This window comes from Streptomyces sp. AK02-01A (genome assembly GCF_033795305.1).
Taxonomy (GTDB): Bacteria; Actinomycetota; Actinomycetes; order Streptomycetales; family Streptomycetaceae; genus Streptomyces.
Map to the genome: position 1 here is coordinate 60,294 of NZ_JARBAE010000016.1, position 17,188 is coordinate 77,481.

Consider the following 17,188-nt stretch of genomic DNA (forward strand, 5'->3'; position numbering starts at 1 on the left):
GCCGCTCAGCCTTCCGGTCCGTCGGCGGTCACTTCGTTCAGGAGAGTACGCAGCATCCGCTCGTCATCGGCCGACAGCGCGGTGACAAAACTGGCCAGGACGGCTCTGCGGTCCGCCTCGCCGTCCAGGACCCGGCGCATCCGGAGAGCCGCCAACCCCGCCTCGTCCGAGGTCGCCTGCCAAGCGAACGATCGGCCCGACCGCTGGCGCGACACAGCGCCCTTGGTGAGCAGACGGGTCAGAATCGTGATCACCGTGGTGTACGCCAGGTCGCAGTCGAGACGCTCCTGCACCCAGGCGGCCGTCGCCGGGCCCGGCGCCTGACACAACGCGGACAGTACTTGTGCTTCCAGCTCGCCCTGACGGCGCCGGCGCGTGGGAGCACCCTCTTCTCCGCCTGTCACCCCGGCCCCCTTCGCCCGCACTCCAGCAAAACAGTGGCACAGCATACTTCGCCGGCCGGCCCGGACGGCGGGACGCCAAGTGAGGCCCGGGTGCGGAGCGGCACGGTACGGGACGCCGGCCGCGCGCCGTACGGCCATGGTGTCATCCGCTCCGGGACGCGTCCCGGCTGCCGTGCGCCGCCGTCCTGACGATGGAGTCGCGGGTCACCGACCGGCCGCAGTGGTGGCAGACATGGTCCACCTCCAGGAGCTGGCCGCAGTCGTGGCGGAGCGTCAACGCGGGCTCCGCTACCGCCCACTTGTCGCCCCACTGGAAGAGCGAGAGCAGCACCGGATGCAGCTCCCGGCCGGCTTCGGTGAGGTGGTACTCGTAGCGCGGCGGATGCTCGCTGTACTGACGGCGCTCGACGACCCCGGCGGCTTCGAGCTTGCGCAGCCGGTCGGCGAGGATGTCGCGTGACGCGCCGGTGAATCCGGCGATCCGCGCGAAACGGTGGACGCCGTATCCCATCTCCCGGATCGCCAGCAGGGACCACCGCTCACCCAGGATGTCCAGTGAGGCGGCGAGTGAGCACGGCCTGACGGCCACGGGCTGGTCGGCCATGACGGACCTTCCGCCGCCGGTTCCGCCTTCTTCGTTCTTCTCCATGCGTCCCAGCCTAGTGTGTTGCGTTTTCCAACACGCCCTTGCTAGCGTACCGAGAGTAAGTTGGAAATCACAACACACTCATATGGGGCGATTCATGTCCACTCCCGAGCCCGAGTCCGTGGCCGCGGCGCATCGAGCCACGCCGCTTGAGCGACAGGCTCAGCCACCGAGCCCGGCCGAGGTGTCCGCGGCGAAGCGGTACGCACTGCGGGTGCTGGGCCTGGGCAGTCTCGGCGTGTTCGTGGTGTTTCTGGACACCACGATCGTGAACGTCGCCTTCGAGACGATCAGCCGCAGCTTCGATACGACGACCGGACACCTGGCCTGGGTGCTGAACGCCTACAGCCTTGTCTTCGCGGCCATGCTGATCCCGGCGGGACGGCTCGCCGACCGGTACGGCCGCAAGCGGATGTTCCTGACCGGGCTGGCGGGCTTCGCCGCGATGAGCGCGCTCTGCGGACTCGCACCGAGTGCCGGCACACTGATCGCCGCCCGGGCGCTGCAAGCCGTTTTCGCGGCTCTTGTGGTGCCCACCTCGCTGGCGCTGATCCTGCCCGAATTCCCGGCCGCCCGGCGTCATGTCGCGGTCGGCACCTGGGGAGCGATGGGAGCGGCGGCCGCCGCCTGCGGTCCCACACTGGGCGCTCTGCTCACCCAGTACGCCTCATGGCGGTGGATCTTCCTGGTCAACGTACCGATCTGTGTCCTGATGATCGCGTTCGGTGTGCGTACGCTGCGTGAGTCCCGTGATCCGCACGCCTCCGGAGTCCCGGATCCCGTCGGAGTCGTACTCGTCGCCGCCGCGCCCGCGCTGCTCAGCTTCGCCATCATCGAAGGTCCGGCCCGAGGCTGGTCCGACCCTCTGGTCGTCACCGGCTTTGTCCTCGCGGCGGCGCTGCTGCCGGTCTTTGTGCGGCGGTCCGCGACAGTGGCGCATCCGGTGATGGACCTCGCGCTGTTCAAGGTCAGGGAGTTCCGGCTGACCAACGCGGCGACCCTGCTCTTCTCGACCGCGTTCTACGGCATGCTGCTCGGCAACATCATCTTTCTGCAGACGGAATGGCACTACTCGGTGCTGCGCGCCGCACTCGCCAGTGCCCCCGCCCCGCTGGTGGTCACGGCGATAGCGCGCTCGACCAGCAAGCTCGCCGGTTCCATCGGCCACCGCCCGGTGCTGCTGGCCGGTGCGCTCTTCTGGGCGGCCGGTTCGGCGGGATTCGCACTCGAAGTGGGCAGCGCACCGCACTGGGGCAGTCAGTGGCTTCCCTGGACCCTGCTCATCGGGATCGGTATCGGCCTGACGCTTCCCGTCCAGTCGGGAGCGGCCGTCGCTTCGCTGCCGCCGGGCCGCTACGCGCTGGGCTCGGCCGTCAACGCCAGCTTCAGACAGCTCGGAGCCGTTCTCGGTATCAGCCTCTTCGTCGCCGTCCTCGGTGCTCCCGCCCCGGCCCTGGCCATTGATGGTTTCCACCGCGTCTGGTGGGTGTTCGCGGCGGTCGGCCTGGCCGCCGGCGCCGTCCTGTTCACTCCACGGCTCCGCCGCGGTGGCGCGACCGTCCCGACCACTTCCGCGTAGCGCACTTCCGTGTAGCGCCGGCGGTACCGCGACCACCATGCGCGCCGTGACCAGGTGGGAGCCGTCCTGACGGCAAACGACACCGGCACGGCCGGGTCTCAGGAGCGCTGGAGCGAAGCGGTGGCGACCGCGATCAGAGTCAGACCCGCGCCGACGACCGTCAGGAGGCTCAGGCCGCTGCCCGCCGACGGGAGGACCAGGTCCAGCAGGGTCGATCCCACCAACTGCCCGGCGATCGAGCCCATTCCGAGCAGCAGTACGCCGATCTTACGGACGAGGACCGCGGAAGCCCCGATGAACAGCACTCCGCAGATGCCGCCGAGATACACCCACCAGTCGGCCGGCATGGCTCCAGGAGCACTGGTGAAGAGCGCCTTCACGGCCCAGACGGCCGAGAGGAACAGCGCGCCGACGAAGAAGTTCGCCCAGGTCGCCGCGAGCGGCGAACCGGTCACGGCACCGGACACTCCGTTCATGGCCTGCTGGAAGCCGAGCAGAAACCCGGCGACCAGCGGGGCCAGTGCGGGCAGGACGACTCCCAGCAGGCTGGACGCGCCGGTGAGCTGGGGGAGCGCCGCGACAACGGCGGCGATCAGGATCAGTCCGGCACCGGCCAGCCGCTGCCATCCCGGCCGCCTTCTCACACCTCCGCCGTAGCCGATGGAGTCCACGATCAGACCGCTGAGCGTCTGACCCGCGATGGCCGCCACCGTGAACACGGCGACCCCGACGATCAGCGCGGTGGTCGACTGGGCCAGCGCCAGGGACGATCCGAGGATGCCCGCGGCCAGATACCGCCGGGGCAACCGCCCGCTACGGGTCGCCGTGACGAGCTCGCGCAGGCCACGGCGGAGACCCGGAGCGAACACGGCGGCCACGCTCATGATGAGCAGTCCGCCGGTGAAACTCAGCGCCGCCGCCGCGATTCCGTCGTCCAGCCGGGTGCTCAACTCGCCGTTGATGCGGGCCTGTACAGGGATCAGCAAACCGATCACCACGGCCAGGGAGATGGCGAGCGGACGGGAGGAGGAGCGGGTGTCCGCCCGCACCTCCGCTTCCAGTACGGTCATGTTCTTCTCGCTCGTTTCCTGTCGGTTTCTTTGAGGTTTTTGAGGTCTTTGGGGTCTTTGAGGTCTTGACGTCTTTGACGGTCCGTCCGCCGTCGCGGACCGGACCGGGCGGGATGTGGAAAGGCACGCCTGGGGCGCACCGCGTACCGCCGGTCCGTCCGCCACGGGAGGAGCACGGCGAGGGAAAGCTGCCCTACGGTGAACGGCCGCGCGCGTGTGGTCAGTTCTTCCGGGATTCCGCCAGAAGCCAGTCGCGCGACTGCTCGGCCACGGCCCGTACGGTGTGCATGTCCACACCGACGAGATGCCCGTCCCACTTGCGGACCTCGCCACCGACGAACACCGCCGAGACATTGCCCGGATGGGCGTACGCGACGACCGTGGCGACCGGGTCGGTGGCGGGGATCGTGTTGGGGGCGGTGGTGTCGATCAGGATGAGGTCCGCCTCTTTGCCGGCCTCGATCGAGCCCGTGCGGTCGATCAGCCCGGCGTTCTCGGCACCGCGCAGTGTGGCGAACTCGATGGCGTCGCCCGCGGTGATCGGCGCGGGGACATTGTCCTCCTCGGCGTAGCGCCGCTGATGAACCCGGCCGCGCTGGAGATGGGTGAGCACACTCATCTCGGTGAACATGTCCACGCCGTAGCTCAGTTCGTTGTCCATGCTCAGCCCCGGACGGATGCCATGGGCGAGCGCCTCGTCGATGGCGGGAAAGGAGGGGCCGAGACCGAAGAGGGTGTCGGAACGCGGAGAGACGTTCACCTTGACGCCGGTGTCCGCGATGATCTGCCACTCGGCCTCGCTCAGGCCGAGGCAGTGGTTGAAGGTGTGTGTCTCGGTGACCAGGCCCAGCCGGTGCAACTCGGGAATGTTGTCGACCCAGTCGGAACCGATCTCCGAGGAGACCCAGAGGCCGCGCTCGTGCGCGAAGCGCCACGCCTCGGCGTCGGCGGTGGTGTCCATCATCCGGAGCGTGACCAGTTGGTCGGGTGAGGAGAAGTACTCGCTCTGCAGCCGGTCCAGATCGGCCGGCCACTGCTGGTCCCACGCGCCGAAGCGCGGAGCGGCGGCGGCGTGCACACCACGGATACCGGAGTCGAACAGCGCCTCGACGGCCGCCGAAGAGTGGTCGGCGGTACGCGAGTTGTGCGAGTTGTCGACGATGGTGGTCACACCGGAATAGAGGCTCACCAGAGAACTGACGAGGTTTCCGATGTAGGTGTCATGCGGACGGAAGAGCGTGCCCAGTGTTTTGTGCGCGACCTCCAGATAATGGTCGAAGTCGGCGTCCGGGGACATGCCGCGAAGCTGCCCCTCCCAGGCATGGAGGTGCGAGTCGACGAACCCGGGCATCAGGATGGAGTCGGAGGCGTCGATCACGACCGCGTTGGTCCCGTCGGCCCCGGTGCCCGCGGCGGGCCCGACGTCGGCGATCTTCGAACCGATGACGAGAACGTTTCCGCGCAGGACGCTCTGGTCCGCTTTCCCGGTGATGATCGTGGTGTTCCGGAACAGAATGCGGCGGTCGGGATCGCCGTCCTTGCGGACGAGATCATCCAGTACCGAGGCATTCTTCGCGGCACGGTCGCGGAATTCGACGGCCGCGCCACTGTGAGCGAATGCGGAACGCAGTGCGGAGGACGCACCCGACGAGAGGGACCGGTGTGGTCCGGGGCTTTTCATGGTCACCAGCGTGCTCCATGAATTGGCTCGGCGGAATGCTCCAAGGTGGCCGTCTCATGGGTGGGTGTGCCACACCCCGGCAATTCCCGGCGGCCCTTCCGAGGCGATCCGGAGTGCGCCGTGACGCGCGGATACCGGGCGCGGGGATGATCGGCGGCCCGTGCGGTGTTCCATCTGACGGCGCGGACGCCGTGGCCGGAATGACGCCGTGGCCGGAATGACGGCGCGGACGGACCGTACGGAACAAGAACGTTTCACGTGATGAGGTGAGGGCCTGTGGGTTCGATGACACCGCTGGGCGCTTTCCTGCGAACCCGGCGCGAGGCGGCGGCGCCGTATGCGGCCGGCGAGACACCGAAGCGACGCAAGACCTCGGGACTGCGGCGGGAAGAGGTCGCCGTACTCGCCGGTGTGAGCGCCAACTACTACACGCGGCTGGAGCAGGGCCGTGAACGTCGTCCTTCCGCGCAAGTGCTGCACGCCATCAGCCGGGCACTCGATCTCGACAGCGCCTCACGCGATCATCTCTTCGACCTCGCGGAGAGCGTCGAGGCCCGGCCCGGCGTTCCCGGATCACCGGGCGGCGAGCGCGTCCCGCCGGAGCTGTCACGCCTGGTCGAGTCCCAGCTACGCGGCCCGGCACTGGTGGTCGGTCCGTGGGGCGACATCCTGGGCGGCAACGCGGCGGGCGCGGTCCTGTACGGTGCGAGCGGCCACCACCGCAATATGATCCTCTCCGTATTCCTCGACCCCAGGGCGCGGTCTTTCTACGCGGACTGGGAAAGCGCGGCGCGCTGCTCCGCCGGAGTCCTTCGCACGGCTTACGGAAAGAATCCGCGCAGCGCCCGATTCGCCGAGATATTCCAGGAGCTGAGCGCAAGGAGCCCTGATTTCCACCGGATCTGGAACGAGCATCCGGTGACCCGCAAGACTGGTGGAAACAAACGGCTCCATCATGAGTCGGCGGGCCCGCTCGAACTGACGTATCAGCTCTTCGAAATTCCGCAGGCACCTGGCCTGCAAGTGCTGATGTACCAATCCGGTGCGCGGAGCACCGAAGACGCCTACCGGCGCCTGCTCGCGCTCGCCGACACCTCGGTGGCGTCGGAGCAAAGCCTCGCCGGAGCGGTGGCGGGCTCGTCCGTACGGTAAGGGCTGTCCCGTAATCCCTGTCGTCGCGCGACCACCAGGGATTACGGGACCGCCCTTGGGCGGAAGCGTTTGCCCGCACTGCCCGCCGGTCGCAGGCTGGAGGTATGGCTTTTCCCGCTTCCGCCGGAGAGACGCTGCACGGCTGGGCCGTGGAGGCGCCCGGACCGATCGGCACCGGGCCTCTGACGCGCACTCGCCGACCGGTGCCGGACCTGGGCCCGGGAGACCTGTTGCTGCGGGTGGAAGCCTGCGGTGTCTGCCGTACGGACCTGCATCTGGCCGAGGGTGACCTCGACCCGCACCACCCGTCGGTCATTCCCGGGCATGAGATCGTCGGCCGGGTGGTCGCCGTCGGGGACGGCGTGATCCAGTTCCGTACCGGCGACCGAGCCGGTGGCGCGTGGCTGCGCGGCACCTGCGGGACCTGCCGGTACTGCCGGGCCGGACGCGAGAACCTCTGCCCGTGGTCCACATACACCGGCTGGGACGCCGACGGCGGCTTCGCGGACCTGACCGTGGTTCCCGAGTCCTTCGCCTACCGGCTGCCGGACGAGCGGGATCCGGTGCTGCTCGCGCCGCTGCTGTGTGCGGGCATCATCGGCTACCGGGCTTTGCGCCGCAGCGCGCTTCCGACGGGCGGCCGGCTCGGAATCTACGGCTTCGGCGCGTCGGCCCATCTGGCGGCTCAGGTGGCGCTGGCCGAGGGCGCCACCGTTCATGTGCTGACCCGGTCGGAGCAGGCGCGTGAACTCGCCCTGGAACTCGGCGCTTCGTCGGTCGGCAGCGCTCAGGACAAGCCGCCGGAACCCCTGGACTCGGCGATCCTCTTCGCTCCCGTGGGAGAGCTGGTGCCGGTGGCGCTGGAGGCGCTCGACAGATCGGGCACCCTCGCTGTCGCCGGTATCCATCTTTCCGACATTCCCGTACTGAACTACCAGCGCCATCTCTTCCAGGAGCGGAATCTGCGCAGCGTCACCTCCAACACCCGCCAGGACGGCCGGGACTTCCTGGCGCTGGCCGAGCGCATCGGCATCCGGGTCACCACCAGTCCGTATCCGCTGAGCCGAGCGGACCAGGCACTCGCGGACCTGGCGGGCGACCGGGTCAACGGGGCGGCGGTGCTCGTACCGTCCTGACCTTGATCCACCGGTGTGGTGCCTGAACCATCGGCGTACTCGCTGATCCAGCCCGGATTACGGGACAGCCCTTGGCGGCAGTCGGCCGCGCGTCCGGCCGACTCGGGACTTCAGGGCGGGCGAACAGAACGGTCCTTCTCTCCCTTGACCTCTGCCGGTGGCGTCGTTAATGTCCTGGGGGACAGAACGTTCTATCTCTCTCCTTGGGGTTCTGATGTCCGCTACTGAGGTGCCGAACGCCGGCACGATCGTTCTCATCCATGGCCTGTGGATGACTCCGCGCAGTTGGGAGCGGTGGGTCGACCACTACACGGCTCAGGGCTACCGGGTGCTCGCTCCGGCCTGGCCCGGATTGGTGGGCGAGGTCGAAGAGATCAGGCGCGACCCGTCCGCACTGGCCGGCGTCGGAGTGCGCGAGATCGCCGACCACTACGAGCGCATCATCCGCGACCTGGAGGAACCGCCGATCCTCGTCGGTCACTCCTTCGGCGGCGTGATGGTGCAGATCCTGCTCGACCGCGGGCTGGGCCGTGCCGGTATCGCCATCGACTCCGGCCCGGTCAAAGGCGTACTGCCACTTCCGCTGTCCACACTGAGAACCGCGTGGCCCGTGCTGGGCAATCCCGCCAACAAGAACAAAGCGATAGGACTGACGCATCGTCAGTTCCAGTACGCCTTCACCAACACCCTGAGCGCGCGGGCTTCCGAGGCCGTCTACAACCGCTACCACGTTCCCGGCACCGCGCGCGTCCTCTTCCAGGCCGCGTTCGCCAACTTCAATCCGCGTGCGGCCACTCGCGTCAACTACCGCAACAATGACCGCGCGCCGCTGCTGTTCATCGCCGGAGGGGCCGACCATGTCGTCCCGCCGCGAGTGAACAAGGCCAACGTCCGGCTCTATCGCAAGTCCGGCGCGATCACCGACTACAAGGAATTTCCGGGGCGTTCCCACTACACCGTCGGACAGGACGGCTGGGAAGAAGTGGCCGACTGCATTCTCGACTGGGCCGTCAGCCGGACTCCCGCCCGGTCTTGAACCAATCCCTCGGCTGCGCCCTTTCGCCGCCCGCTCCACCACGCCGGAGCCGTACCGGTGTTCCGGTCCGGCGGTCCGGGTGGTGCGGCCGGTCAGATGGTGAGGACAAGGCGTCCGGGGACCTCGCGTGCTTCCAGCCGGCGGTGTGCCTCCGCGGCCTCGGCGAGAGGGAGTTCGTCGACCCGCAAGGTCAGTTCGCCGCTCGTGAGGAGGCCGACGACCTTCTCGGCGGCGGGTCGGGCGGAGGCCGGATTGTCGCGCAGGATGCTGCCGACCTCGAAGCCGAGCATGCCCGCGCTCCTGTGCCACAGCTCGTCGCCGGTGACCGGGGAGTCCGGGGTGCGGGCGGCGTGGCCGACCAGGAGGATACGGCCGAGCGGCGCCAGCACATCCAGGCTGGCGGTGCGCAGATCGCCGCCGACCGGGTCGACCACGATGTCGACCAGCCGGCCGTCCAGCTCTTTCACCAACCGGTCACTGGTGAAAACCTCGTCCAGACCCAGGTGTTCGGTGTCCTTGATCCGGGCCTGCGAGGAGACGGTGCCGGTGACGCGGGAGGCGCCCAGCGAACGGGCGACCGCGACGAAGGTGGCGGCCAGCCCGCCGGCCACTCCGTGCACCAGCACACTCTCTCCCTCCTGAAGGTGCGCCACCCGAGTGAGCGCCAGATAGGCGGTGGTGGCATTCGGCAGCGCCGAAACGGCCTGCGCGGGGTCTATGCCGCCGTCCTTGAGTGAGACGGTCATGGCGGCCTGGGCGAGAGTCACCGAGGCGTAACCGCCCAGGCTTACCTGCGACAGTGTGACGACGGGCTCGCCGACCTTGAAGCCGGTCACTCCCGGGCCCAGTTCACGCACGGTTCCGGCGGCTTCGAGGCCGGGCACAAAAGGCGGCTGCGGCAGATCGGGCCGTCCGGCGAGGTCACCGCGGCGGAAGAACACGTCGACCAGCCCCACCGCGGCGTGCGTGGTGTTGATGGTGAGCTGTCCCGGACCGGGCCGGGGATCGGGCAACTCGACTTCGGTCAGGACCCGCGGTCCGCCGAACTCGTTGATGGTGATCGCACGCATCGTGCACTCCGTACTGTGTCGGTTCGTTTCGCCGTCGCGGCGGGCGCATATGGCGCCCGGGCGGCCGTCGTCCCGTACGAGAGTCATTTCTCGCGCTCTCCGTCCGGGCGACACCGGAAACATAACGCAACGCCTTTGCGTAGTCAACGCAAGGGCATTGCGTTAGTGGTCAGGTGTCCGGCCTCAGCCAGGTGGCTCGGTTGCGTTTACCGTGTGGGACATGACTGATCGACCCGGCTTCCAGCGCGCCTACTCTCCCGAGCACAAGGCGCAGCGGGCCGCCGACCTCATGGAGGCGGCCCGCACTCTCGCCGCCCGCGAGGGAGTGCGGGGAGTCACTCTCACCGCTATCGCCCAGCACGCGGGCGTCCATGTCTCGGCCGTACGCCGGTACTACGCGTCCCGCGAGGAGATCCTGCTCAACCTCGCCGAGGAGGGATACAACGCTTGGTCACGGGCCGTCGTCGCGCGGTTCACGGGCCGCGCCGGTCTGACCTCGGTGGAACTGGCCCGTACTCTGGTCGCCACCTTCGCCGAGCGTCCGCTCTTCTGCGACCTGCTCACACATGTCACGCTCAGCCTTGAACGCGAGGTGAGTTACGAACGCGTCCGCGCCTTCAAGTACTCGGCCGGCGATGCCGTGGCGGTCCTCACCGACGCCGTCGCCGCCGCGAGCGCCCTCGACGGTGCCGCCGCCCGGGAGCTGATCACCGGCACCATCGCTCTGGCCGCCTCCCTGTGGCAGGCCGGCCACCCGGGAGACATCCTCACTCGCCTGTACCGGGAAGAACCGGCCATGGCGCACATCGGCATCGACTTCGAACCCGCGCTCACCCGCCTCCTCACCGCGCTCTGTGACGGCCTGACCGGCGACAGGAGCGCCCTGGAGACGGCCGAGCGAGAAGCCTGAGCCGACTCCAGGCTGCTGTCCGACGGGTCATCGAGAGGATCACGCGGCGTCGCGGCGCGGTGACATGGCGGCGGTCACGCGGACAGCCAGTCCCGCCAATGAGGTGCGATGAGGGCCGCGATCTCGTCGTAGCCGCCCGCGCCCGGATGCGCGCCGTCGCCGGCGCGTACCTCGCGCATCCATGCGGCGCTGTCGAGCAGCGGCCGGTGGACGGGCACGTACGGCACGGATGCGTCACGGCAGACACGGGCGAACCGCTCGTCGAGCAGTGCGGTGCGGGCGTTGTGTTCGGTGTCGTCGACGGGTGGCGGGGCGACCATCAGGACGGGCCATCCCCGGTCGGCCGCCCGGCCGAGCATCTCGGCGAGATTGGCCGTCGACTCATCGGGTGCCACGCGCGTACGGCCGTCCTCGTGGGTGGTGTCGTTGACGCCGAATGACAGCACAAGCCGCAGGTCGGCGCCATCCCGCAACCGCTGGTCGCATTCGTGCTGCCAGCGGGCGAGGATGTCGGAGGAAGTCTGGCGCCGCACACCGAGGTTGTAGGAAGTGAGCGGCTGTCCGTCGGTGAACGCCTGCGCGGCCAGCCGTCCTGCCCAGCCGAGGCAGAGAGGATCGCCGACGCCGGCGACAAAGGAGTCGCCGATGAAGCACATGCGCAGGTCACCAGTCATGAGAGCGATCTTCGCACGGCTGCGGACTGTGTCCGGATCGCCAAACGAACCGCGAAAGGAGCGCTCGACCGGAGGCTCAGTCGGCCGGCCGGGCCGGCGCCGTCAGTGAGCCGCGATCAGTGTCTCGGTGCCATGAGCGAGGGTACGGCGGGCCGCCTCCGGATCGCCGAGGTAGCCGGCCACCATGGCGCCGTCGCGCAGCGCGACCATGAGATCGGCGGCCCGCTCGGGGTCGGGACTGCCGCCGTCCCGGAATGCCTCGGTGAGAGTCTCGTGGAACCAGGCGCGATGCGTGAGGACGGCCTGATGAACCGGATTGTCCGGATCTCCGTACTCCGCCGCCGCGTTGATGAACGGGCAGCCGCGAAATCCCGGGCCGCACAACTCCTGGCCGATGCCGTCCACCAGGAGGCGCAGCAGCTCCGAGGAGTCGGCCGCCAGCCGGGCGGCGGCGGCGAAACGTTCGCGGATGGACTGGTCGGTGGCCTCCAGATAAGACCGCACCAAGTCCTCTTTGCCTGGAAAGTGGCGGTAGAAAGTCCCTCGGGTGACCTCGGCCTCCGCGATCACCCGGTCGACACCCACCGAGCGGATTCCCTCGCTGTAGAACAGCCGGGCCGCGGTGGACAGCAAACGCGCACGTGCCTCCGACGGCCGCACGGGAGCTTTTGAGGCGGATGGCGTCCTGGTCATGCCTCGATGGTACAGAACGTTCCGTCCCCTATGGGCTGCAAGGATCCCATCGGTTCCGCACTTCAGGTGCCTCAACGACCGGGCTCAGTGGCCGGATCGCTTTCCGGACTTCTTCGACGAGGGATCCTGAGGGTCCACTCCTGAGAAGGCGGAGGCGTCCTTGCTGCCGCTCGGGCGCTGCGTCCGGCCCTTGCGGCCCGTGTCGTGCATGCCTTCGCCCTTGGACTTCCCGGCCTGTTCCTCGCCGCGTCGCGATGTGCTTCCCATCGGAGTGCCGGCGGTCGATTTCTTCTTGTCCTCGTCGGTGGCGGCGCGGCCGGCGTCCGGCTCCGGAGCGTGCTTGTCGGGATCGAACGAACGGTGTGCGCTGGGGTTGGGCTGCTGGCTGGTCTCGTCCACGTCCGGTGCCCACCCGTGCTGGTCGCGTCCTTCGAACCGGCTCGGGCCTTCACCGTGCGAGGGCTGGCTGCGCTTCTTCGACATCAGCAGGGCCTTCCTGTCCGTTCACGCGTGTTGTGCGTGGATATACATGGACAATTGTAAGCAAATCACTTGACGGGCGCGGGCCGGAGAGCGTTCTCCCGGGCAACCAGGTGGAGAAAGGCGCCCAGCCCGTGAGGAGCCCGGAAGCCGCTCCGGCTCCGTGGTGAGTCCGGGCCCCGGAGGCCGCGCGGCCCACACGCCCCAGCGCTCGCCCGGTTCGGGCCGAGGGCCGTTCAGCTCGTGAAGAATCGCCGTCGCGTCGAGGTGTCCCTCGCCCGGCCGGGCCAGGCTCAGGTCCTTCCGCCGGGGCATCAGCCCTCGCGCACTCTGCCGCCGGTTCGGCCGGACACCGCTCAGGCGCCGTCCGACGGGGCCGTCTCCGCCGCCCGCCGGGTGCGGAACGCGAGCGCGCCGTCCGCCACCTCCACCCGTACCCGGTCGCCGGCGGACAGCGCGCCGTCGAGCAGCAGCCGGGAGAGCGGGTTGTCGACCTCGCGCTGAATGGTGCGGCGCAGCGGCCTGGCGCCGTACTCCGGCTGGTGTCCGCGCTGGGTGAGCCAGTCGATGGCCTCCGGTGTGAACTCGATGGAGACGTCCTGGGCGCGGAGCCTGCGGCGGGTCGCTTCGAGGAGCAGCTCGGTGATCTGGCGAAGCTGGTCCCCGGTGAGCCGCCGGAAGACGACGACCTCGTCGAGGCGGTTCAGGAATTCCGGACGGAAATGTTCGCGCAGTGTGCTCAGCGCCCGCTCCTCGGCGGCGGTGTCGGCTCCGGTCCCGGTCCCGGCCTCCGCGGAAGCGAAGCCCAGCACGCCACGGCCTCCGCCGAGAGCGTCGGAACCCAGATTGCTCGTCATCACGACAACGGTGTTCTTGAAGTCGACCTTACGGCCCTGAGAGTCCGTCAGATGACCGTCGTCGAGCACCTGGAGAAGCAGGTTGAAGACATCGGGATGCGCCTTCTCCACCTCGTCGAGCAGCAGCAGCGCGTACGGATGGCGGCGTACCGCCTCGGTGAGCTGGCCCGCTCCTTCGTGACCGACGTATCCCGGCGGCGCGCCGACCAGCCGGCTGACGGTGTGCCGCTCCTGGTACTCACTCATGTCGAGACGCACCATGCGGTCCTCGCTGCCGAACAGCGCCTCGGCGAGTGCCCGGGCCAGCTCCGTCTTGCCCACGCCGGTCGGTCCGAGGAAGAGGAAGCTGCCGATCGGACGGCTCGGGTCGGCGAGCCCGGCCCGGGAGCGCAGGACCGCCTCCGAGACGGCCGTCACGGCGTCGTCCTGTCCGACGACGCGGCCGTGGAGATGCTTCTCAAGACCCAGCAGCCGGCTCTTCTCCTCCTCGGTCAGGCTGCTGACCGGTATGCCGGTCTGCCGTGACACCACTTCGGCGATGTCCTCGGCGGTGACCTCGATGATCCTGCCGTCGCCCGGCCGCTCCCCGTCCTCGGCTCCGATCCGCCTGCTGAGCTCACTGATCCGGTCCCGCAGCTCGGTGGCCCGCTCGTACCGCTCAGAGGCGACCGCCTGGTCCTTGTCCCTGGCGAGCCGCTCGGCCTCGCGCTCCAGCTCCCGGATGTCGGTGGTCTTCGTTCCCGAGCGCAGCCGGACGCGGGCTCCGGCCTGGTCGATCAGATCGATCGCCTTGTCGGGCAGGAAACGGTCGGAGATATAGCGGTCCGACAGTTCGACGGCCGCGAGGAGCGCCTCATTCGTGTAGCGGACCTGATGGTGGGCCTCGTAGCGGTCCCGCAGCCCGCGCAGGATCAGCGCCGCGTCGGCGGGAGTGGGCTCCGGGACGAGGATGGGCTGGAAGCGGCGGGCCAGCGCGGCGTCCTTCTCGATGTTGCGCCGGTACTCCTCCAGCGTGGTGGCACCGATGACATGCAGCTCGCCGCGGGCCAGCGCGGGCTTGAGCATATTGCTCGCCTCAAGCGAGCCGCCTCCCTCGGAGCCGCCGCCTCCGCCGGCGCCGACCACGGTGTGCAGCTCGTCGATGAACACGATGAGCGTGTCGCAGTGCGTGCGTATCTCCTCGATGATGCTGTTCAGCCGCTCCTCGAAATCACCGCGATAGCGGGTGCCGGCGACGACGCCGGCCAGGTCCAGTGCGACGACACGCCGGCCGAGCAGCGTGTCCGGCGCCTCTCCCTCGGAGATGCGCTGGGCGAGCCCTTCGACGATCGCGGTTTTCCCGACCCCGGCGTCACCGAGCAGCACGGGATTGTTCTTGCCCCGCCGTGAGAGCACCTCGATCGTCTGCTCGATCTGTTCCTCGCGGCCGATGACCGGGTCGATACGGCCGGCCCGGGCGAGATCGGTCAGGTCGCGGCTGTACTTGTCGAGAGTCGGCGTGTCGTGCGGCGGCGCGGCTCCCGGCTCCGTCGCGGTGGCCTGCGATCCCACGGCGCCCCACGGGGCCGGGGGCGGTTCGAAGCGCATCACATTCAGGATGCGTCCGGCGGCCGAGTCGGGGTTGGCCGCGAGCGCTCCGAGAACGTGCTCGGGGCCGATGTACGAGGAGCCGGCGGCCCGGGCCAGTTCATGCGCGCCGAGCAGGGCCCGCTTGACCGCCGGAGTGACGGCGACGGCCTTCTGCAGCGGTCCTGTGCCGACGCTGCGGTCGATGTCGGCCGCCAGCGCGTCCGGGTCCGCGCCGGCCCGCTCCACGAGGCCGCGTGTCGGTTCGGCCGCGAGGGCCGCCCGCAGCAGATGTTCGGTGCCGAGTTCCGCGCTTCCGTGGTTGGCGGCGTACGAGGCCGCGGCGGCGATCATCTCGCGGGCGGGCTCGCTCATCAGCCGGGCGATGTCCGCCTGCTGTGGAACGGGCCGCACCCCGCCGGGAGGCTCCGCGTCGTTGCTCAGGAAGCGGGCGAGGAAGTCGCCGAACGAGTCCGGGCGCCGTCCCTCGGAGCCCGTGGATCCGTTGCTCATGAGTGTCCGTTCCGCTGCCACGGCGGCGCCGCGACAACTGTGTTGTCGGGGTCACAGCACACCCGCGCCGGTACCCGTACCGGCTCGCCCGACCGGACACCGGCCATGGGCGGCGCGCGGCCGGCCCTTCCGGAGCCTTGTGCCGGTACGGCCGAGCGAGTGGCGGCCCGGGTCCGCACCTACCCTCTCTTTACGTTACACATCGTGCCCAAAGGGACATGTCGGGGAGCCGGTCAGGAGATTCCGGAGCGCCGTCGGCGACGGCCGCCGGAGACCGGAGCGGCCCGGCTTTCGCCGGCGCCTCCCGGGGCGCGCGTGTCGCACGCCGTCGTGAACGGGGGAGCTGAGCGAGGATCGGCGTCCGGGGCGCGTGGCGAACGTAGCGCCGTCCGCCCGGAGGTGTCGCGGGCCGGGCGGGACTTCAGCGGCACGTGTCCCGGCCGGCCGTGCCACGTGCCGGACAGCACGGCGCGGGGAAGGAGACACGGTGCCGGACGCGGACATCGTCATCGTTGGTGCCGGCGCGGCCGGACTGTCGCTCGCGTACCGGCTCTGCGGACCGTCGCACCCCGGCCGCCGGCCGTCGGTGATCCTCGTCGACGCGCCTCAGGGCCCGCTGAGGCCGTCCCGGCGCACCTGGTGCTACTGGGAAGAGGCCGACGGGGAGTACGACTCCGTGCTCGCCGCCTCCTGGTCGTCTCTGCGGGTGCGCGGACGCGACGGGACCGCGACGGTGGGACGCACGGCGCCGCTGCGGTACAAGATGCTCCGCTCGGACGCCTTCGAGCGGCTCGTCGGCGAGCGGCTGGCCGGGCCCGGCGGATGCCGCCGTGTCGAGGCCGTGGTGGAGTCCGTACGCGATGTGCCCGCCGGCGCCGAGGTGTCCGCGCGCGACGCGGCCGGACGCCGTATCGCTCTGCGGGCGCGCTGGGCCTTCGACTCCCGGCCGCCCGCTCGCCTCCCACCGGCCCGCACCACGCTGCTCCAGCACTTCAGGGGCTGGTTCGTGCACACCGGCCACCCGGCCTTCGACCCACGCGTCGCGGATCTGATGGACTTCCGCACGACCCAGCCCGCGCATGGACTCTCCTTCGGCTATGTCCTGCCACTGAGCCCGCACGAAGCGCTCGTCGAGTACACGGAATTCTCCCGCGAGGTCCTCGACAACGCCGGATACGACCAGGCGCTGCGCCACTACACCAGGGACGTCCTGGGTCTGGGCGAACCGCGGATCACGGCTCGCGAGCAAGGCGTCATCCCGATGACGGACGCCCGCTTCCCGCGCCGTGCGGGCCGTTCGGTGTTCCGCGTCGGCGCGGCCGGTGGCGCGACCCGTCCCGCCACTGGCTATACATTCGCCGCCGTGCAGCGGCAGACCCGGGCGCTGGCGGCCGACCTCCTGGCGGGCCGCACGCCCAGGCCGCCGCCTCCGCACCGGGCACGCTCCCGGGCCATGGACGCCGTGCTGCTCCGGGCCCTGGACAGCGGCCGGATCGACGGCGCGGAATTCTTCACCGGACTGTTCCGCGACGTACCGACGAAGCGCCTGCTGCGCTTCCTCGACGGCCGCTCCCGGATGGCGGAAGACCTCCTGATCGGCCTGCGCACCCCGGTGGTGCCCATGCTGCGCACCGTCGCCGAACTGCCCCGCCTGCGCCGCCGCCCGGCTCCTCGGTGACGGACGCGCGCCCGTCCCGGCGACGCCGGTCGCGGCGCGGCCC

General features: G+C 69.7%; 15 protein-coding genes. 6 read left to right on the top strand and 9 right to left on the bottom strand.

The features are described from left to right. Nucleotides 1-5: 5 nt before the first annotated feature. Together PV679_RS17235 and PV679_RS17240 are read right to left on the bottom strand one after the other, a co-directional pair. Nucleotides 6-449, bottom strand: coding sequence for a BlaI/MecI/CopY family transcriptional regulator (locus PV679_RS17235; RefSeq protein WP_416069741.1), 444 nt, complete (start codon nucleotides 447-449; stop codon nucleotides 6-8). Between the two features lie 97 nt (nucleotides 450-546). Next, on the bottom strand, nucleotides 547-1,053 hold the full coding sequence (locus PV679_RS17240; protein ID WP_319681154.1) for a helix-turn-helix domain-containing protein: 507 nt from the start codon (nucleotides 1,051-1,053) through the stop codon (nucleotides 547-549). 94 nt (nucleotides 1,054-1,147) lie between these two features. On the opposite strand from PV679_RS17240, the gene PV679_RS17245 reads away from it, so the two are divergent. Next, complete coding sequence (locus tag PV679_RS17245; RefSeq protein ID WP_319681155.1) at nucleotides 1,148-2,629, top strand: MFS transporter; 1,482 nt, start codon at nucleotides 1,148-1,150, stop codon at nucleotides 2,627-2,629. 98 nt (nucleotides 2,630-2,727) lie between these two features. On the opposite strand, the gene PV679_RS17250 is transcribed toward PV679_RS17245, so the two are convergent. Both PV679_RS17250 and PV679_RS17255 read right to left on the bottom strand, forming a co-directional pair. After that, the gene (locus PV679_RS17250) at nucleotides 2,728-3,699 is read right to left on the bottom strand and encodes a DMT family transporter (RefSeq protein ID WP_319681156.1); all 972 of its coding nucleotides are present in this window, start codon (nucleotides 3,697-3,699) and stop codon (nucleotides 2,728-2,730) included. 220 nt (nucleotides 3,700-3,919) lie between these two features. Then, entirely contained in the window at nucleotides 3,920-5,380 is a 1,461-nt protein-coding gene (locus tag PV679_RS17255; RefSeq protein WP_319681157.1) for an amidohydrolase family protein, read from the bottom strand. Nucleotides 5,381-5,665: 285 nt separating this feature from the next. Between PV679_RS17255 and PV679_RS17260 the strand changes: the two genes are divergently transcribed. The 3 genes from PV679_RS17260 to PV679_RS17270 all read left to right on the top strand — a co-directional run bounded on the left by PV679_RS17260 (nucleotide 5,666) and on the right by PV679_RS17270 (nucleotide 8,704). Then, nucleotides 5,666-6,532, top strand: coding sequence for a helix-turn-helix transcriptional regulator (locus tag PV679_RS17260; protein WP_319681245.1), 867 nt, complete (start codon nucleotides 5,666-5,668; stop codon nucleotides 6,530-6,532). 104 nt (nucleotides 6,533-6,636) lie between these two features. After that, entirely contained in the window at nucleotides 6,637-7,668 is a 1,032-nt protein-coding gene (locus tag PV679_RS17265; RefSeq protein ID WP_319681158.1) for a zinc-dependent alcohol dehydrogenase family protein, read from the top strand. Between the two features lie 214 nt (nucleotides 7,669-7,882). Then, nucleotides 7,883-8,704, top strand: a complete 822-nt coding sequence (locus PV679_RS17270) for an alpha/beta hydrolase (RefSeq protein WP_319681159.1) — start codon at nucleotides 7,883-7,885, stop codon at nucleotides 8,702-8,704. Between the two features lie 92 nt (nucleotides 8,705-8,796). Here the strand turns inward: PV679_RS17270 and PV679_RS17275 are convergent, their stop codons facing one another. Beyond that, nucleotides 8,797-9,774, bottom strand: coding sequence for a quinone oxidoreductase family protein (locus PV679_RS17275; RefSeq protein WP_319681160.1), 978 nt, complete (start codon nucleotides 9,772-9,774; stop codon nucleotides 8,797-8,799). Between the two features lie 220 nt (nucleotides 9,775-9,994). Here PV679_RS17275 and PV679_RS17280 point away from each other — a divergent pair, with 220 nt between their 5' ends. Further along, nucleotides 9,995-10,684: a TetR/AcrR family transcriptional regulator gene (locus PV679_RS17280; RefSeq protein WP_319681161.1), complete on the top strand. Its 690-nt coding sequence runs from the start codon at nucleotides 9,995-9,997 to the stop codon at nucleotides 10,682-10,684. A gap of 74 nt (nucleotides 10,685-10,758) precedes the next feature. Here the strand turns inward: PV679_RS17280 and PV679_RS17285 are convergent, their stop codons facing one another. The 4 genes from PV679_RS17285 to PV679_RS17305 form a co-directional block, all read right to left on the bottom strand. Continuing rightward, entirely contained in the window at nucleotides 10,759-11,358 is a 600-nt protein-coding gene (locus PV679_RS17285) for a GDSL-type esterase/lipase family protein (protein WP_319681162.1), read from the bottom strand. 102 nt (nucleotides 11,359-11,460) lie between these two features. Further along, nucleotides 11,461-12,051 (bottom strand): TetR/AcrR family transcriptional regulator, encoded by a 591-nt coding sequence (locus tag PV679_RS17290; RefSeq protein WP_319681163.1) that lies wholly within the window; start codon nucleotides 12,049-12,051, stop codon nucleotides 11,461-11,463. Nucleotides 12,052-12,135: 84 nt separating this feature from the next. Beyond that, entirely contained in the window at nucleotides 12,136-12,534 is a 399-nt protein-coding gene (locus tag PV679_RS17295; RefSeq protein WP_319681164.1) for a hypothetical protein, read from the bottom strand. A 353-nt stretch (nucleotides 12,535-12,887) separates the two neighbouring features. Further along, entirely contained in the window at nucleotides 12,888-15,467 is a 2,580-nt protein-coding gene (locus PV679_RS17305) for an ATP-dependent Clp protease ATP-binding subunit (RefSeq protein WP_319681165.1), read from the bottom strand. Between the two features lie 487 nt (nucleotides 15,468-15,954). Between PV679_RS17305 and PV679_RS17310 the strand changes: the two genes are divergently transcribed. Then, the gene (locus PV679_RS17310; RefSeq protein WP_319681166.1) at nucleotides 15,955-17,145 is read left to right on the top strand and encodes a lycopene cyclase family protein; all 1,191 of its coding nucleotides are present in this window, start codon (nucleotides 15,955-15,957) and stop codon (nucleotides 17,143-17,145) included. Nucleotides 17,146-17,188 lie beyond the last annotated feature (43 nt).